The sequence below is a fragment of the Streptomyces sp. ID05-39B genome (assembly GCF_033794725.1).
GTDB lineage: Bacteria > Actinomycetota > Actinomycetes > Streptomycetales > Streptomycetaceae > Streptomyces > Streptomyces bobili.
The window spans coordinates 1-14,495 of the sequence record NZ_JARGEF010000093.1; the positions used below are offsets into that span (position 1 = coordinate 1).

Sequence of the window (14,495 nt, forward strand, 5' to 3'; positions counted from 1 at the left end):
CCTCGCCCACACCGCCGCCCGAGCCCACCCCGCGGCCCTCCGTGTCGCCCGTGAGCTACCCGGCGTACCACGCGCAGCAGCGCCGGCCGCCCGTCCGGCACCACCAGTCGCCGGTCACCTACGTCCTGCTCATCACCGTGCCCGCGGTCATCGCCGTCGCCGCGCTGCGGCCCCGCTGACGCCCCTTTAGGAGGCATCTCTTGCCGGAATGGCTTGTTCTCACCCTCGCGATGCTCGCCGCGTGCGCGGTGGTGGTCGCCGTCACCTTCGTCCGGCACCGCACCGCGTCCGAAGACGAGGACCCGTCCGAGACTCCGGACGTCATCGAGTACATGACGATGTGGATCGGCGTGGTGTACGCCATCGTCCTGGGCCTGGCGATCGCCGGTGTCTGGGAGGCCCGCAGCATCGCCCAGGACCATGTCCAGGCGGAGGCCCAGTCGCTGCACGAGATCTCGGAGCGGGTACGGGTGTACCCGGCCGATGTCCGCGACCGCGTCCGGGGGGACGTCGACGCCTATGTCTCGCACGTCGTCACCGCCGAGTGGAAGGCCATGGCCGACAAGGGCGAGGTGACCGAGCGCGGCGACGAACTCCTCGCACGACTCCGCACCGACCTCACCGACTACCAGCCGGCCTCCGACTTCGAGGCACAGGCCTATCAGCCGCTCCTCGACCAACTGTCCGCCGCCGACCAGGCCCGCAACAACCGGGCCGGCTCCACCGGGGAGACCATGCCCGGCGTGGTGTGGTTCGGGCTCCTCGCCGGCGCCGCGATCACCATCGGCATGGTCTTCGCGCTCCAGATCCGCCGCACGACCCGGGAGCTGATCCTGGCGGGGCTGTTCTCGGCGCTGATCGCTTTCCTGCTGTTCCTGATCTGGGACTTCGACGCGCCCTACAGCCGGGGCGTCACCACGTCGTCCGAACCCTTCCTGCGGCTCTTCCCGGACGCCAAGGGCTGAGCGCACCGGCCGGGGCGACGGCGGGCGACACGCCGAGGCCGTCCCCCGGTCGCGGGTACGCCGTCCCCTGTCCGGCCCACCCCCTCGCTCCCATCGTTACCCCATTCGCGCGACAGGGATCGCGGGAGTGCACACATGTTCCTAGCGTTTCGGTCATCGAGGTGCATTTATGACGCAAGCGGAAAACACCGCGGCTGCTCCTCGGAAACCGGAGGAAACACCATGCACGCGATACGCGTCGCTTCGGCCGCAGTGCTGGGCGCCTGCGCCCTGGCCGTCTCCACGCCGCCCGCCGTCTCCGCGGAGAGCGATGTCACCCCGTTCGGCTTCAGCGTGCTGCCGTCGACGATCACGGCGGGTGGCCAGGTCGCCCTCCGGATCGACCGGAGCAGCGGCGGCTGCACGGGGGCGGTCACCATCACCTCGGGGATCTTCGACTCGGTGCACATCGCCGCGCACCGCTCATCGGCCACGACGACGGTCGACCACGACGTCAAGGTGGGCGCGGTGTACCAGGTGACGTTCACCTGCGACGGCGCCAGCAGGTCCACCGGACTCACCGTCGCCGGACTCCGCCCGGCCTCCCCCACACCGGCGCCCTACCCGGTGCCGCGCGGGGTGCAGGCCGGTGCGGGCGGCACCGTCGCCGGGTTCGACATCAAGGAGATCGGGCTCGGCGCGGCGCTCATCGCCGTGTCGGTCGGTGCGGCGTACCACTTCTCGCGGCGGCGCTCCGGTGAGGACGGCGCCTGACAGCGGCCGGATCGCAGGCTTTCGCCCCGGTGCCCTGGAAGGGACCGGGGCGAAAGCCTGCGACGTGCGGTGTCCGTGCTCCGAAGGACGCCAGGACAGGCGGCGTCAGGACGGGGCGTCGTCAGGCGCGGCGCTCGGCACGCCGGCGCATCCAGAACACGCCGCCGCCGATGACGGCCGCGGCCACCAGTCCGCCGCCGATGGCGACGTCGGTCGGGGTGGCACCGCTGGAGCTGCTGCCGCCGAGGCCGCCGCGGACACCGCCGATGACGGTGAAGGCGGTGGGGTTGGTGAGGGTACGGCCGTTGCAGTTGACGGTGATGCTGTGCGAGCCGGGGCGCGCGTTGCTGTTGACCGTAGCGGTGCCCTGCGCCGTGTTGTTGGCTCCGCTGACGGGCTTGGAGCCGGTCGTGGGGAAGGCGTCCGAACTCATGGTGCCGCCGCCCCGGCAGCCGTCGACGGTGACGGTCAGCTGACCGCCGCGGGCGACGACGCTGGGCAGCGCGACGATGTTGCTCGGGGAGATTCCCCCGTTGCCACCGCCATGGTTCCCACCGTTGTGCCCGTTGTTGTTGCCGTTGTTGTTGTTGCCGTTGTTGTTGCCGTTACCGCCGCCGTTGTTTCCATCGTTTCCGTTGTTGCCGTTACCACCGTTGTTGCCGTTACCACCACCGTTGTTGCCGTTACCGCCGTTGTTGTTGCCGTTACCGCCGTTGTTGTTGTTGCCGTTGTTGCCGTTACCGTCGTGGTTGTTTCCGCCCCAGTTGTTGTTGCCCGGGCGGCCCCCGGCGTTGTTGTTCCCGGGGTCCACCCAGGTGTTGTCGTTCTGGCTGCCCGGGTTGGGCGGCATACCGTCCGCGACGGCCACGGGGGCGGCGAGCCCGAGGACGGCGACCGCCGCGGCCGCGGCCGCCAGGGCGCGTGTGTTTCGCATGTGATCCTCCGCGGAAGGCGCCCCGGGGCCCGTCCCCGGTCTGTCGGCGAGAGAACGCCTCCCGAATCGACCCTCAGATGCCCTGGACGCGCCCGCATTTCGGGAATGGTCCGTCCTGGTGAGAGGACACGCCGAGGGAAATGCGCACAATCGGATATCACCGCAGGTCACGGACCGTCGGAAAATTCCTGTGCGTGGCAACTCGGATGGCGGACCGCAAAGTGCACCGGCCACCCGTTCGCCGCTGACCCGTCGCCGGTTCCCGTTGCGGGACTTAGCGTTCTCGTATGCGCGAAGGGACGTGGCGACGGCCGCGTCGAAAGGGGATGGCGAATGTCTGGGTACGAGCTGTCCGGCATGGCGGAAGAGGAGGAGCGGCCGAAGAAGCGTGCCCCTTGGGGCGTGATAGCGCTTGTTCTGCTGACCGGTCTCGCGCTCATCCGGAATGGTTCGGGGGAGTTCGACGCCGGCCCGCCGCAGCCGGCCTCGGCGGCTGCCGCCGACGCCCGCACGGCCCAGGGCACCTTCGGCGGGGCCGTCCAGGCCCTGCCGTTCTCGGAGCCCGACCGGGTCCGCATCCCCGCCATCCGGGTCGACGCCCCGGTCATGCAGGTCGGCCTGGACACGGACGGCTGGGTCGGGGCACCACCCCCGGAGGACCCGAATCTGGCCGGCTGGTTCACCGGCGCCGTCTCGCCCGGTGAGAAGGGGACCGCGGTCGTCGTCGGCCATGTCGACAACGTGCAGGGTCCTGCCGTCTTCTACGGCCTCGGCGCCCTGAAGAAGGGAAACCACGTCGAGGTGGCCCGCCGGGACGGAAAGACCGCGGTGTTCGAGATCTACGGCATCGAGGTCTTCGAGAAGAACAACTTCCCCGGCGACCGCGTCTACGCCTCCAAGGGATCCCCCGAACTGCGGGTCATCACCTGCGGCGGCGGGTTCTCCAAGGCAAACGGTTACGACGGCAATGTGGTCGCCTTCGCCCGCCTGATCGAGGTCCGCTGAACGGACCCCGGCCGGGCGGGCGAACGCCTCCACCGGCCTGCTCCACCGGTATGCGGTATGCGGTAACCGGTACGCCGTAACCACGGTGCCGTACCGGGGTGCCGTACCGGCCGGAGCCCGTGGGACGGGTCCGGCCGATGGGGCGACCACCTAGGTGAGCTGACGCCGCGGCACCGTGATGTGGTAGCCGGCGTCCAGGAGTTGCGGCAGATAGCGGCGCAGGGCGCGCACGCTCTGGCTGCGGTCGCCCCCGGCGTCGTGCGAGAGGACGACGACGCCGGGGGCGGCGCCGTTCTCGACCCGGTCGACGATGGTTGCGGTGCCCGGGGACGTCCAGTCGAGGGTGTCGACCGTCCAGGCCAGGGGTTCCATGCCGAGTTCGGAGCCGAGCTGGAAGGCGGCTCGGTTCCAGGCGCCGTAGGGGGCGCGGAACCACCGGGGCCGTTCTCCGTAAGCGTTTTCGACGACCTCGCTGGTGCGGGTCATCTCGGAGCGGATCTGACGGCGGGTGAGTTTGGTGAGCAGGGGGTGCGACCAGGTGTGGTTGCCGACGGTGTGTCCCTCGTCGGCCATCCGGGCCAGCAGTCCGGGTTGGTCGGCGGCCATCTCCCCGCAGACGAAGAACATGGCGCGCACGTCGTACTCGGCGAGGGTGTCGAGGATGCCCGGGGTGTAGCGGGGGTCGGGGCCGTCGTCGAACGTCAGCACCATGGTGCTGCCCCGGCCGTCGATCCGCAGCAGCGGTTCGCTGCGTACGGGGATGCGGGCGGCGGCCGCGCGCGGGGGGCCGTAGCCGGTCAGGGGCTGGAGGCGGTAGGCGGAGGAGTTCATCGGGAGGCGGTGCGCGGGGGCGCCGGCCGCCGGGGCGCCGGGGCGGACCGGTGACCCGCCGCCCGTCCCCCACGCGAACACAGAGGCCGTGCCGGCCGCGCCGACGGCGGCGGCGCCGGCGAGCAACGCCCCGCGCCGCGTGAACAACTGATCCTTCTGCATGAGTCATCAGTCGCCCGGCAGGCCCCCGACGCACCACGACGACACCGTCACGGCGGCATGAATCCACCCGCTCGGCGCAGCGGAGTCACACCGGCCGGGCAGCCCGCTCGGTGGCGGGACCTGCGGCTTCCGATAACCTCTCGCCGTGACGGAACAGCACCCTTCCCCGTTCGAACGGGGCACGGACGGCCCGAAGGTCATCGTGGTCGGCGTGGACGGCTCCGACACCTCGATGCGGGCAGCGGCCTACGCCGCGGGTCTGGCCCGGCGCCAGCGCGCCCTGCTCGCGGTGGTGTACGTGCAGCCGGTGATGACGGCGGGCGCGGCGCTCGGGGCGCCGGTGACGGAGGCGACCGACGAGATCGCCCAGGAGATCGTGGCGCAGATCCGGGAGGCCACCGAGCGGTCCCGGGGTGTGTTCGACATCCGCTGGGAGTTCCACACCTTCCACGGCGACCCGTACAACGGGCTGGTGAAGGCCGCGGACCAGCTGAAGGCCGACGCGGTCGTGGTCGGCGCCTCGGAGCAGGCCGGCCACCGGATCGTGGGGTCGGTCGCGGTACGGCTGGTGAAGGCGGGGCGCTGGCCGGTGACGGTGGTGCCGTAGCGGCCCGCCTTCGTCCTCGCGCGCCGGGCGCGCTACTCCCCCGTCACCAGTCCGTCCTGCGCTCCGCCGCGGCTGAGGACGAGGTCGCGGACGTGGTCGCGGACGCCTCGTACGTCGGCGCCCTGGGCGAGGGCCTTGTCGAGGTCGACGACGCGGCCCGCGTCGAGGTCGAACAGTTCGGGGACGAAGGCGGCCTTCGTCACCTCCCAGCGGGCGCCGGGCCGGGCGGGCGGGGCGAAGCTGAAGCGGGCCACGCTGGACCGGTTGGCGCGCGGGTCGACGACGCCGGCGCGGTTCGGGGTCTCGCCGGCCACCTGGTCGCCCAGCCCGTAGACGACCCAGGTGCCGTTGACCTTCTCGTAGGCCTGGGGTACGTGGGCGTGGCCGCCCAGGATGAGGTCGATGTCGGGGCGGGTGCCGGTGCGGGAGGCGGTGAGGGTGCCGGCGAGGGTGAGCTGCCGGTCGTCGGGGGCGTCCTGCCACTCCGTGCCCCAGTGCAGGGAGACGACGACCACGTCGGCGCCGGCCCGGCGGGCGTTCCTGGCATCGGCGACGATCTTGTTCTCGTCGATCAGGGAGACCGCCCAGGGCTGTCCCTCGGGGAGCGGCACACCGTTGGTGTCGTAGGTGTACGCGAGGTGGGCGACCTTCGCGCCGCCCGCGTGCAGGAGGGGGACGGCGGCGGCCTCGGCCGCGGAGCGGGCGGTGCCGGTGTGCCGTACGCCGGTGAAGTCGAGGGCGTCCAGGGTGCGGCGTACGCCGTCGGAGCCCGTGTCGAGGCTGTGGTCGGAGGCGGTGGAGCAGCTGTCGTAGCCGGTGGCGGCGAGGGCGCCGGCGAGCTGGGGCATGGAGGTGGCGGCCGGGTCGGCCGGGCTGTACACGGTCTCCAGGTGACAGAGCGCCAGGTCGGCGCCGGCGACGACGGGTCGGATGCCCGCGAACATCGGGCCGAAGTCGTGACCGGTGCCGCCGGCGTCGAATCGGGCCCGGTCGATGACCGAGGCGTGCGGGAGGATGCCACCGGTGGCCACGAGGCTGAAGCCGCGGCCCGCCGAGGGTGCCGGGCGTCCGGAGGCGGATTCGCGGTCATGGGCCTGGCAGGCCGCGGCGGCCGTGAGGAGGACCGTCAGGGCCAGGGCCACCTGGTGTCGGCGCGCGATCACCGAATCACCTCATTCCATATGGAAAGTCATATTTACGCACGCATCACTAGTAAGCCATGGGTGGAGACACAGGGCCCCGGCACTCCCGCCACCGGGGCCGGATGCGCGCGATCGGCGTAGCCCGGACCGTTCGTCGAACCGTTCGTCGACGCGATCGACCGTCCGCCGCAGACCGTTGCGCGCGCTCTGTCCCCAACCGGCGCCCTGCGGTGCCATACGCCCATGACCGCCGGGACCCTCACCGCCAGGACGACGACCGCCGAACACGAACTCGCCGCGCTCCAGCGCGAGCACGGCCGGCCGCTCTTCGCACTGCTGCTGAGGCTGTGCGACGGCGACCGCCAGCGCGCCGAGGACCTCGTCCAGGAGACCCTGGTGCGGGCATGGCAGCACCCCGAGGCGCTGCGCACCGACGCCTTCGACTCCGTACGGCCCTGGCTGCTGACCGTCGGCCGGCGGCTCGCCATCGACGCGCGGCGGGCCCGGCAGGCGCGGCCCGCCGAGGTCGGGGACGCGGTGCTGGAGAACGCGCCGGTCTGCGGCGACCACGCCGACCGGGCGGCCGCCACCCTCGATGTGCGCGAGGCTGTGAAGACACTCACTCCGCAGCACCGTGAAGTCCTGGTGCTCGTGTACTTCCAGGGGGCGAGTGTGGCGGAGGCCGCGGCAGCCCTCGGCATCCCGCCCGGTACCGTGAAGTCCCGCGCGTACTACGCGCTGCGCGCCCTGCGCCGGGTGCTTCCCGGTTACGCGCCCGACCTGGGCTGAAACCCACGGTCGAGTCAAACCTCCGTAAAGCGCCTTGCCTTGGACCCCGGTTGAGTAATCGGGTGTCCTTATCCGTGTTCCGGATGGGGCCCGGTCGCCGGTTTTCCGGCGCCGAAGGAAGCGCACGCACCGGAGGAAGGCAGGAAGGGATGCTGCACAGAGGTCATCAGAGCACGGACGGCACCGGCGGCGGGGAACTGACGGTCCCCATGGCCTGGTTGTACGCCGAGTACATCGCCGACGAACTGCTGCGGACCGGCGATCTCATGCCGCCGACGTCCTTCGAGTTCCGCGCCGGACGCGACGCCCTGGCACTCACCGTCTTCCTGTCCGACACCGACGGCGAACTGCCCGGGATCCGGGTCGTCACCCAGCTGGAGACCTGGCTCTCGCTCACCGCCTACGACCAGCCCTGGCAGGACTGGGTCACCGCACGTATGGCTCAACTGGCGGCCGAGGCAGCCGAGTCGGAGGGACCCGACCCCGATCTGGAGCTGGCCTCGGCGGCCTGGCGCTGGCTGGAGGAGACCGAACTGCTCGCCCCCGACCTCAACGCGGTGCCGGGCGGCGCGCCCCCCGGCGAGGACGAGGGACCCAAGATCTGGACGCCCGCCTGGCAGCTCGGTCTGCCGCTCGGACACCTCGCGATCCACCTTTTCTAGCCGTTCTGGATTCGGACCAATCCATGGGCCGGACCGCTCCGAACATCTGGGTCACGATTCGGTACGCGACTTGAGTGATTCCGCTGACTGGTGCGTACCGGTGGGAGCAAGGAGTAACCCCACTGGCACTCAACGGCACGAGGTTTCGGCATGAGGTCCCTGGAGAGGCATCGCGACGTCGGCGCGTACGCGCTGGGCGTGCTGGACGAGGCGGAGGCCTTCCGTTTCGAGGACCATCTCATGGAGTGTCCTCGCTGCGCGGCGGAGGTCACCGAGTTCGGCGCCACCACCCGGCAGCTGATGCTGTACCGCAGGGCGACCCCGCGCGCCGTGCACCCCTTCGCCGGACCCGGTCCGCAACTTCTCGACCGGCTCCTCGGCGAGGTCGCCACCCGGCGCCGGGCCGCCAGGCGCCGGCTGCTGTACGCGGTGGCCGCGGCTGTGGTGGTCGCCGTCGCGGGTCCCGCGCTGGCCATGATGGCCGGTGGCGGCGGGAGCGGCGGGGAGCCGGTGCGGGTGGTGGCCGCGACCGACCAGAAGTCGGGCGTGTGGGCGCAGGTGACGGCCGGGGACGAGGTCTGGGGCAGTCAGGTCGAGCTGGAGGTGAAGGACGCGGCGGGACCGCGCGCCTGCCATCTGATCGTCATCGGCCATGACGGCTCGGAGGAGATCGTCACCAGCTGGATGGTTCCCGACCACGACGCCCGGCCCAACACCATGAAGGGCGGCGCGACCATGCAGTCCGACCAGATCGCGCGCTACGAGGTACGGACGATGAACGGCGAGACGCTCGTCGTCCTCAAGGCCGGCTAGCGGCACGGCCCAGACCTGGCGCCCTACTTCAGCAGCCGTGACATCCGTCGGTCGGCCAGCGGCTTGCCGCCCGTCTGGCAGGTCGGGCAGTACTGGAGCGAGGAGTCGCTGAAGGACACCTCGCGGACGGTGTCGCCGCAGACCGGGCAGGGCTCGCCGGTACGGCCGTGGACGCGCAGGCCGCTCTTCTTCTCGGCCTTGAGCCGCCCGGCCGCCACGCCCCGCGAGCGTTCGACCGCCTCCGTCAGCGTGCCGCGCAGGGCCTCGTAGAGGGTGCGGGTCTCCTGCGGGGTGAGGGAGGCCGCGAGTTTGAAGGGCGACATCCGCGCCGCGTGCAGGATCTCGTCACTGTAGGCGTTGCCGACGCCGGCGATCAGGGACTGGTCGCGCAGCGCGCCCTTGAGCTGCCGCCGCTCGCCGGACAGCAGGGCGGCGAAACGTGCCTCGTCGAAGTCGGCGGCCAGCGGGTCGGGTCCCAGCCGGGCGACTCCGGGCACCTCCTGCGGGTCGCGTACGAGGTACACGGCGAGGCGTTTTTGGGTGCCGGCCTCGGTGAGGTCGAAGCCCTCGCCGGTCTCCAGGGCTACGCGCAGGGCCAGCGGACCCTTGCCCGGCCGGGGCGGACCGTCGGGGAGGCGGTCCTTCCAGTGCAGCCAGCCCGCGCGGGCCAGGTGGGTGACGAGGTGGAGTCCGTCGTCGGTTGCCAGGTCGAGGAACTTTCCGTGCCGGCGCACCGCGGTGACCGCCCGGCCCTCGACGGCGGCCAGGGGCGGGTCGTACGTCTTCAGCACGCTGATCGCGACGGGCAGGACCCGCACGATCTCGTGGCCGACCAGGTGCTCGGTGAGGAAGTCCTTGAGCGCTTCGACCTCGGGGAGTTCCGGCATACGTACAGAGTGCCATCCGCGGGCCGGGAGTTCAGCTCCGTTCCGGCAGGGCGAACTCGCACCACACGCACTTGCCGCCGCCGCGCGCCTCCACGCCCCACACGTCGGAGAGCAGCTCGACCAGCAACAGTCCGCGCCCGGAGACGCCCGAGTCCCCGGCCTCGCGGCGGCGCGGCAGGGCGCTGGAGGAGTCCTCGACCTCGACGCGCAGCCGGCGGCCGCCGCCGGTGAGGAGGCGCAGGGTGACGATGGCGGCGCCCTCGGTGTGCATGAGGGCGTTGGTGACCAGTTCGTCGGCGACCAGCTCGACGTCGTCGGAACGCTCCTGGGCGCCCCAGGTGCGGACGGCGGCGCGGATCATGTGCCGGGCCTGGGTGAGGGCCTCCGGGTCGCCCGGCGCCACGTGCTGCTGGAGCCGGCTGCCGGCCTGCGGGGCGTCCGGGGGGTGCCGGCGCAGCAGCAGGAGGGCCACGTCGTCGTCACCGCCGCGCTCCTCGGCGACCTCGATGAGCCGGTCGGCGAGTCCGCGTACGCCGTCGGGGCCGGTGGCGATCAGCTCGGCGAGGGCGCGCATGCCGTCGTCGAGGTCGGCGCCGGGCTGCTCGACCAGCCCGTCGGTGCAGAGCAGGAGGGTGTGGCCGGGGTCGAGTTCGAGGGTGGCCACGGGGTAGTCGAGGCGGCCGAACTCGGCGGACAGGCCGAGCGGCAGCCCGCCGGGGACGGAGATGCGCCGGCAGGTCCCGTCGACGGCGCGCACCATCGGGTCGATGTGGCCGGCCCGCACCATCTGGACGACACCGGTGGCGAGGTCGGCCTCGGTGTAGAGGCAGGTGGCGAAGCGGTCGGTGTCGAGTTCGTGGAGGAAGACGGAGGCGCGGGCCATCACGGTGGCCGGGGTGTGCCCCTCGGAGGCGTAGGCCCTCAGGACGATGCGCAGCTGGCCCATGACCGCGGCGGCGTGCGTGTCGTGGCCCTGGACGTCGCCGATGACGGCACCGACCCGCCCGCCGGGCAGCGGGATCAGGTCGTACCAGTCGCCGCCGATGCCACGGCCGTGGGAGCCGCCGATGGTGGCGGCGCGGTAGCGGACGGCGACGTCGGCGCCGGGCACGCTGGGGATGGTGCGCGGCAGCATGGCCTGCTGGAGGCCCTGGGCGATGTCCTTCTCCTCCTCGTAGAACATGGCCCGTTGAAGGGACTGCGCGATGCTGCTGCCGAGGGCGACGAGGATGTTGCGTTCCTCGGGGGTGAAGCCGTGCCGGTCGCTGTAGAGCAGGCCCATCGCGCCGATCGGGCGGGCCTGGACGATGAGCGGCAGATAGGCGGCCGAGGTGATCTTCAGATCGGTGAGGTGCGGCCAGAGCACGGGGTAGCCGACCGCGAACTCGTCGGGCGACTCGATGAACCGGGGGGTGAGGGTGCGCACCACCTCGCTCATCGGGTACGGCTCGTCGATCCGGGTGACGAGGGTGCCGGGCACGAAGCTGCCCTCGGGGCCCTCGGCGATCAGCCGGATCCGGCCGGCCTCGATCAGGCCCATGACCAGACTGGTCGCGCCCAGGTGGATGAGTCCGTGGGTGTCCTTGAGGACGTCGATGACGTCCTTCACGGTCCGCGCGTGCGCCAGGGCGGCGGTGGTGAGCTGGACGACGTTGGTCTGCTCGCGGCGCGCGTCGTCGAGTGCCGCCTGCTCGCGGTGCTCGGCGAGGTCGCGCAGCTCGGCGCTCGCGTCCCGGACGATGCCGAGGATCCGGCGCGGACGGCCCGTGTCGTCGCGCCGGATGTAGCCCTGGGTGTGGGCCCAGCGCAGCTCTCCGTCTCGGCGGCGGATGCGGAAGTAGGCGCCGTAGTTCTCGCTGCCGTCCTTGATGGCCTGGGTCACCAGGGTGTCCAGGCGCATCGCCTCGGCCTGCGGGACGCGCGGGGAGAGGCTGTCCGGGTTGCCGTCGTACTCCTCGGGGGACAGGTCGAAGATCTCGTGGGCGCGGGCGTCCATGGAGAGGACGCCGGTGTCCAGGTCCCAGTCGAAGCCGCCCATGCGGTTGAGTGCCAGGATCGGGTCCGGGTGGGCGGGCCAGTCGTCCGGGAGGGACAGTGCGCTCGCTCCCCGATCAACCATGCGCCCACCTTGCCAGGATTCGCCCGATTCTTCGACTGGGAGGGGGCACGTGCGTGAGGCGTCCCGGCGTGGAACTCGGCGGGTGTCAGGACCAGGGAGGCGGGAGAGGAGCGCGGCCGCGTGGAGTGGTTCACGGCACCCGAGTACTGGCTGAGCCGGACGGTCTTCCAGCGGGCGCTGGCCTGTGTGTATCTGGTCGCGTTCGTGACGGCGGCACTGCAGTTCCGTGCGCTGCTCGGCGAGCGCGGAATGCTGCCGGTCGCCCGGTTCGTCGAGCGGGTGCCGTTCCGGCGGGCGCCGAGCGTGTTCCACTGGCGCTGCTCGGACCGCTTCTTCGCCGGGTGCGCCTGGGCGGGCTGCGCGGTGTCGGCGGCGCTGATCGCCGGCCTGGACTCGCTGCTGCCGCTGTGGGCGGCCATGCTGGCGTGGCTGGTGCCGTGGGCGTTGTACGTCTCGATCGTCAACGTCGGCCAGACCTGGTACGGCTTCGGCTGGGAGTCGCTGCTGCTGGAGACCGGTTTCCTCGCCGTCTTCCTCGGCAACGACGAGGTGGCGCCGCCGATCGTCGTACTGTTCCTGCTGCGCTGGCTGCTGTTCCGGGTCGAGTTCGGCGCGGGCCTGATCAAGATGCGCGGTGATCCCTGCTGGCGCAAGCTCACCTGTCTGGACCACCACCACGAGACGCAGCCGATGCCAGGCCCGCTGAGCTGGTTCTTCCATCATCTGCCGCGGCCGCTGCACCGGGTGGAGGTGGCCGCCAATCACGTCACCCAGCTGATCGTGCCGTTCCTGCTCTTCACCCCGCAGCCGATCGCCACGGCCGCCGCTTCCCTGATGATCCTCACCCAGCTGTGGCTGGTGCTGTCGGGCAACTTCGCCTGGCTCAACTGGATCACGATCGTGCTGGCCGTCCCCGCCCTGGAGCTCCCCGCCGATCCGCCGACCCCTCCCGACGCCCCGCTCTGGTACGTGGTGGTGGTCCTGGCGGTAGCCGCTTTCCTGCTGTTCCTCAGCCATCGCCCGGTGCTCAACATGCTCTCGCGGCGGCAGATCATGAACCGCTCCTTCGACCCGCTCCACCTGGTCAACACCTACGGCGCCTTCGGCAGCGTGAGCCGGGTCCGCCACGAGGTGGTGATCGAGGGCACCCTCGACGAGGTGCCGCGCGCGGACTCCGACTGGCGGGAGTACGAGTTCAAGGGCAAGCCCGGTGATCCACGGCGCTGGCCCCGGCAGTTCGCCCCCTACCATCTGCGGCTGGACTGGATGATGTGGTTCGCCGCCCTCTCCCCCTCCTACGCCGGTCCCTGGTTCGGCGCGCTGGTGGAGCGGCTGCTGGAGAACGACCGCGACACGCTCCGCCTGCTGCGCCGCTCCCCGTTCCCGCCCGGCGAGCCGCCGCGCCACATCCGCGCCCGCCTCTTCCGCTACCGGTACACGAACTGGCGGGAGCTGCGGGAGACGGGGGCGTGCTGGGAGCGGACGTATGTGCGGGAGTACCTGCCGCCGACACGGCTCACGGGGTCGACTCAGAGGCCGTAGACGCGGGCGGCGGTGGTGTCGAAGACCTGCGCGCTCTCGTCGGCGCCCAGCTGCCCCGTCAGCTGCCGGGCCACGCCCGGCCGGCAGTTCGGCGGTGGCCCGGCCGATGCCACAGGCGCCGCCGGTCACCAAGGCGGTCAGCCCCTCGAAGTCGTTCACGCCGCGGCGACCTGGACGTCGTTGCCGCGGCCGATGGTGAAGGTGGAGCCGAGGCCCTCGTGGCCGTCGGGCGCGTCGGTGCGCGGGACGACGTAGGCCGCCGAGTAGTCGGGGTCAGGGTTCATCGCGTCGGAGCCGTCGAGTTCGCGGGGAGGTGGGGAAGCGGATGTCGTGGGTGTCGACCGCGATGACACGGGCGAGGGTCGGGGACGCCAGGCCGCATATTTATCAGACCATTTCTCGCTGCGGACATCCCACGGACGGTAAAATGGCGCATTCAGTGCGCAGTGGTCGGACCACTTGGTCGGGATCGCGCGCCCGGCGACAGGAGAGGTGACGTGAACGAGTCCCCGCCCGCAGGGCCGTCACCCGCCGCGAAGGGCACGGTGACGCAGCGGGCCATCGAGCGGATCAAGGCGATGATCGGCGAGGGCCTGCTGGAGCCCGGCCAGCGACTGCCGACCGAGCGCGACCTCGGGGTGCAACTGGGCATCTCGCGCAGCTCGGTGCGCGAGGCGGTCCGTGCGCTCACGGTCATGGGGGTGCTGGAGGCTCGGCACGGTTCGGGCATCTACGTGACACAGCTCCAGGCCGGCGATCTGCTGGAGACGTTCGGCGTGGTGGCCGACCTCTCGCGGGGCCCGCGTCTGCTGGAGCTGCTGGAGGTGCGGCGCGTCCTGGAGTCGACGGCCGCCGCCCTGGCCGCCGCCCGCATCACCCCCGAGCAACTACAAGCGGTGGGGAGCCACTTGGCGGCCATGAACGCCACGGACGACCCGGACGAGATCCTCGCCCACGACCTCGCCTTCCACCGTGAGATCGCGGCCGCCGCCGGCAACGACACGATGGCGGCGATCCTGCAGGGCCTGTCCTCACGCACCTTCCGCACCCGCGTCCGGCGGGGCTACCAGGAGGAGGGCGCCTACGCCCGCACCCGCCGGGAACACGCCGCGATCCACCGCGCCCTGGCCGCCCGCGACCCGGAGGCGGCACGGGCGGCGGCGGGCGCGCACGTGGGCGAGGCCGAGCGGTGGCTCCGCGCGCAGGCCGGGCCGTGAGGGCCTCTCGACGCGGCGCCGCCCGCGAGGCACAGTTCTCCGTACGTACTCGCGGGTAGCGTCCCGC

General features: G+C 71.8%; 14 protein-coding genes and 2 pseudogenes. 9 read left to right on the plus strand and 7 right to left on the minus strand.

Features of this window, described 5'->3' with window-relative positions:
• Positions 1-200: 200 nt before the first annotated feature.
• Positions 201-965 (plus strand): DUF4239 domain-containing protein, encoded by a 765-nt coding sequence (locus P1P75_RS20810; RefSeq protein ID WP_319257523.1) that lies wholly within the window; start codon positions 201-203, stop codon positions 963-965.
• Positions 966-1,187: 222 nt separating this feature from the next.
• A complete protein-coding gene (locus tag P1P75_RS20815) occupies positions 1,188-1,718 on the plus strand; it encodes a hypothetical protein (RefSeq protein ID WP_319257525.1) in 531 nt (176 codons plus the stop codon).
• A gap of 121 nt (positions 1,719-1,839) precedes the next feature.
• Here the strand turns inward: P1P75_RS20815 and P1P75_RS20820 are convergent.
• Positions 1,840-2,238: pseudogene (locus tag P1P75_RS20820) on the minus strand (hypothetical protein); the annotation flags it as partial.
• Between the two features lie 747 nt (positions 2,239-2,985).
• On the opposite strand from P1P75_RS20820, the gene P1P75_RS20825 reads away from it, so the two are divergent.
• Positions 2,986-3,657, plus strand: coding sequence for a class F sortase (locus tag P1P75_RS20825; RefSeq protein ID WP_319257526.1), 672 nt, complete (start codon positions 2,986-2,988; stop codon positions 3,655-3,657).
• A 150-nt stretch (positions 3,658-3,807) separates the two neighbouring features.
• Here P1P75_RS20825 and P1P75_RS20830 read toward each other — a convergent pair whose 3' ends face one another.
• Positions 3,808-4,650: a polysaccharide deacetylase family protein gene (locus P1P75_RS20830; protein WP_319257528.1), complete on the minus strand. Its 843-nt coding sequence runs from the start codon at positions 4,648-4,650 to the stop codon at positions 3,808-3,810.
• A 145-nt stretch (positions 4,651-4,795) separates the two neighbouring features.
• Between P1P75_RS20830 and P1P75_RS20835 the strand changes: the two genes are divergently transcribed.
• On the plus strand, positions 4,796-5,257 hold the full coding sequence (locus P1P75_RS20835; protein WP_319257530.1) for a universal stress protein: 462 nt from the start codon (positions 4,796-4,798) through the stop codon (positions 5,255-5,257).
• Positions 5,258-5,289: 32 nt separating this feature from the next.
• On the opposite strand, the gene P1P75_RS20840 is transcribed toward P1P75_RS20835, so the two are convergent.
• A complete protein-coding gene (locus P1P75_RS20840; RefSeq protein ID WP_319257532.1) occupies positions 5,290-6,420 on the minus strand; it encodes a CapA family protein in 1,131 nt (376 codons plus the stop codon).
• A gap of 222 nt (positions 6,421-6,642) precedes the next feature.
• Here P1P75_RS20840 and P1P75_RS20845 point away from each other — a divergent pair, with 222 nt between their 5' ends.
• The 3 genes from P1P75_RS20845 (at position 6,643) to P1P75_RS20855 (ending at position 8,663) form a co-directional block, all read left to right on the plus strand.
• Positions 6,643-7,188, plus strand: coding sequence for a sigma-70 family RNA polymerase sigma factor (locus P1P75_RS20845; protein ID WP_319257533.1), 546 nt, complete (start codon positions 6,643-6,645; stop codon positions 7,186-7,188).
• A 149-nt stretch (positions 7,189-7,337) separates the two neighbouring features.
• Complete coding sequence (locus tag P1P75_RS20850; RefSeq protein ID WP_319257535.1) at positions 7,338-7,850, plus strand: hypothetical protein; 513 nt, start codon at positions 7,338-7,340, stop codon at positions 7,848-7,850.
• A gap of 150 nt (positions 7,851-8,000) precedes the next feature.
• A complete protein-coding gene (locus tag P1P75_RS20855; protein ID WP_319257537.1) occupies positions 8,001-8,663 on the plus strand; it encodes a zf-HC2 domain-containing protein in 663 nt (220 codons plus the stop codon).
• Between the two features lie 23 nt (positions 8,664-8,686).
• Here P1P75_RS20855 and P1P75_RS20860 read toward each other — a convergent pair whose 3' ends face one another.
• Both P1P75_RS20860 and P1P75_RS20865 read right to left on the minus strand, forming a co-directional pair.
• Positions 8,687-9,550, minus strand: a complete 864-nt coding sequence (locus P1P75_RS20860; RefSeq protein ID WP_319257540.1) for a DNA-formamidopyrimidine glycosylase family protein — start codon at positions 9,548-9,550, stop codon at positions 8,687-8,689.
• A gap of 31 nt (positions 9,551-9,581) precedes the next feature.
• A complete protein-coding gene (locus tag P1P75_RS20865) occupies positions 9,582-11,669 on the minus strand; it encodes a SpoIIE family protein phosphatase (protein ID WP_319257542.1) in 2,088 nt (695 codons plus the stop codon).
• A gap of 120 nt (positions 11,670-11,789) precedes the next feature.
• Between P1P75_RS20865 and P1P75_RS20870 the strand changes: the two genes are divergently transcribed.
• Positions 11,790-13,211 (plus strand): lipase maturation factor family protein, encoded by a 1,422-nt coding sequence (locus tag P1P75_RS20870; protein ID WP_319257544.1) that lies wholly within the window; start codon positions 11,790-11,792, stop codon positions 13,209-13,211.
• On the opposite strand, the gene P1P75_RS20875 is transcribed toward P1P75_RS20870, so the two are convergent.
• Entirely contained in the window at positions 13,199-13,324 is a 126-nt protein-coding gene (locus P1P75_RS20875; protein ID WP_319257546.1) for a hypothetical protein, read from the minus strand. The genes P1P75_RS20870 and P1P75_RS20875 overlap by 13 nt on opposite strands.
• 48 nt (positions 13,325-13,372) lie before the next feature.
• Positions 13,373-13,586 (minus strand): annotated as a pseudogene (locus P1P75_RS20880) (fuconate dehydratase); the annotation flags it as partial.
• 122 nt (positions 13,587-13,708) lie between these two features.
• Here P1P75_RS20880 and P1P75_RS20885 point away from each other — a divergent pair.
• Positions 13,709-14,428, plus strand: a complete 720-nt coding sequence (locus P1P75_RS20885) for an FCD domain-containing protein (RefSeq protein WP_319257548.1) — start codon at positions 13,709-13,711, stop codon at positions 14,426-14,428.
• Positions 14,429-14,495 lie beyond the last annotated feature (67 nt).

Excerpts from the sequence above, each read along its gene's own strand:
- P1P75_RS20815 (WP_319257525.1), top strand. The coding sequence starts at position 1,188 with ATGCACGCGATACGCGTCGCTTCGGCCGCAGTGCTGGGCGCCTGCGCC.
- P1P75_RS20825 (WP_319257526.1), top strand. The coding sequence starts at position 2,986 with ATGTCTGGGTACGAGCTGTCCGGCATGGCGGAAGAGGAGGAGCGGCCG.
- P1P75_RS20830 (WP_319257528.1), bottom strand. The coding sequence starts at position 4,650 with ATGCAGAAGGATCAGTTGTTCACGCGGCGCGGGGCGTTGCTCGCCGGC.
- P1P75_RS20845 (WP_319257533.1), top strand. The coding sequence starts at position 6,643 with ATGACCGCCGGGACCCTCACCGCCAGGACGACGACCGCCGAACACGAA.
- P1P75_RS20850 (WP_319257535.1), top strand. The coding sequence starts at position 7,338 with ATGCTGCACAGAGGTCATCAGAGCACGGACGGCACCGGCGGCGGGGAA.
- P1P75_RS20855 (WP_319257537.1), top strand. The coding sequence starts at position 8,001 with ATGAGGTCCCTGGAGAGGCATCGCGACGTCGGCGCGTACGCGCTGGGC.
- P1P75_RS20860 (WP_319257540.1), bottom strand. The coding sequence starts at position 9,550 with ATGCCGGAACTCCCCGAGGTCGAAGCGCTCAAGGACTTCCTCACCGAG.
- P1P75_RS20865 (WP_319257542.1), bottom strand. The coding sequence starts at position 11,669 with ATGGTTGATCGGGGAGCGAGCGCACTGTCCCTCCCGGACGACTGGCCC.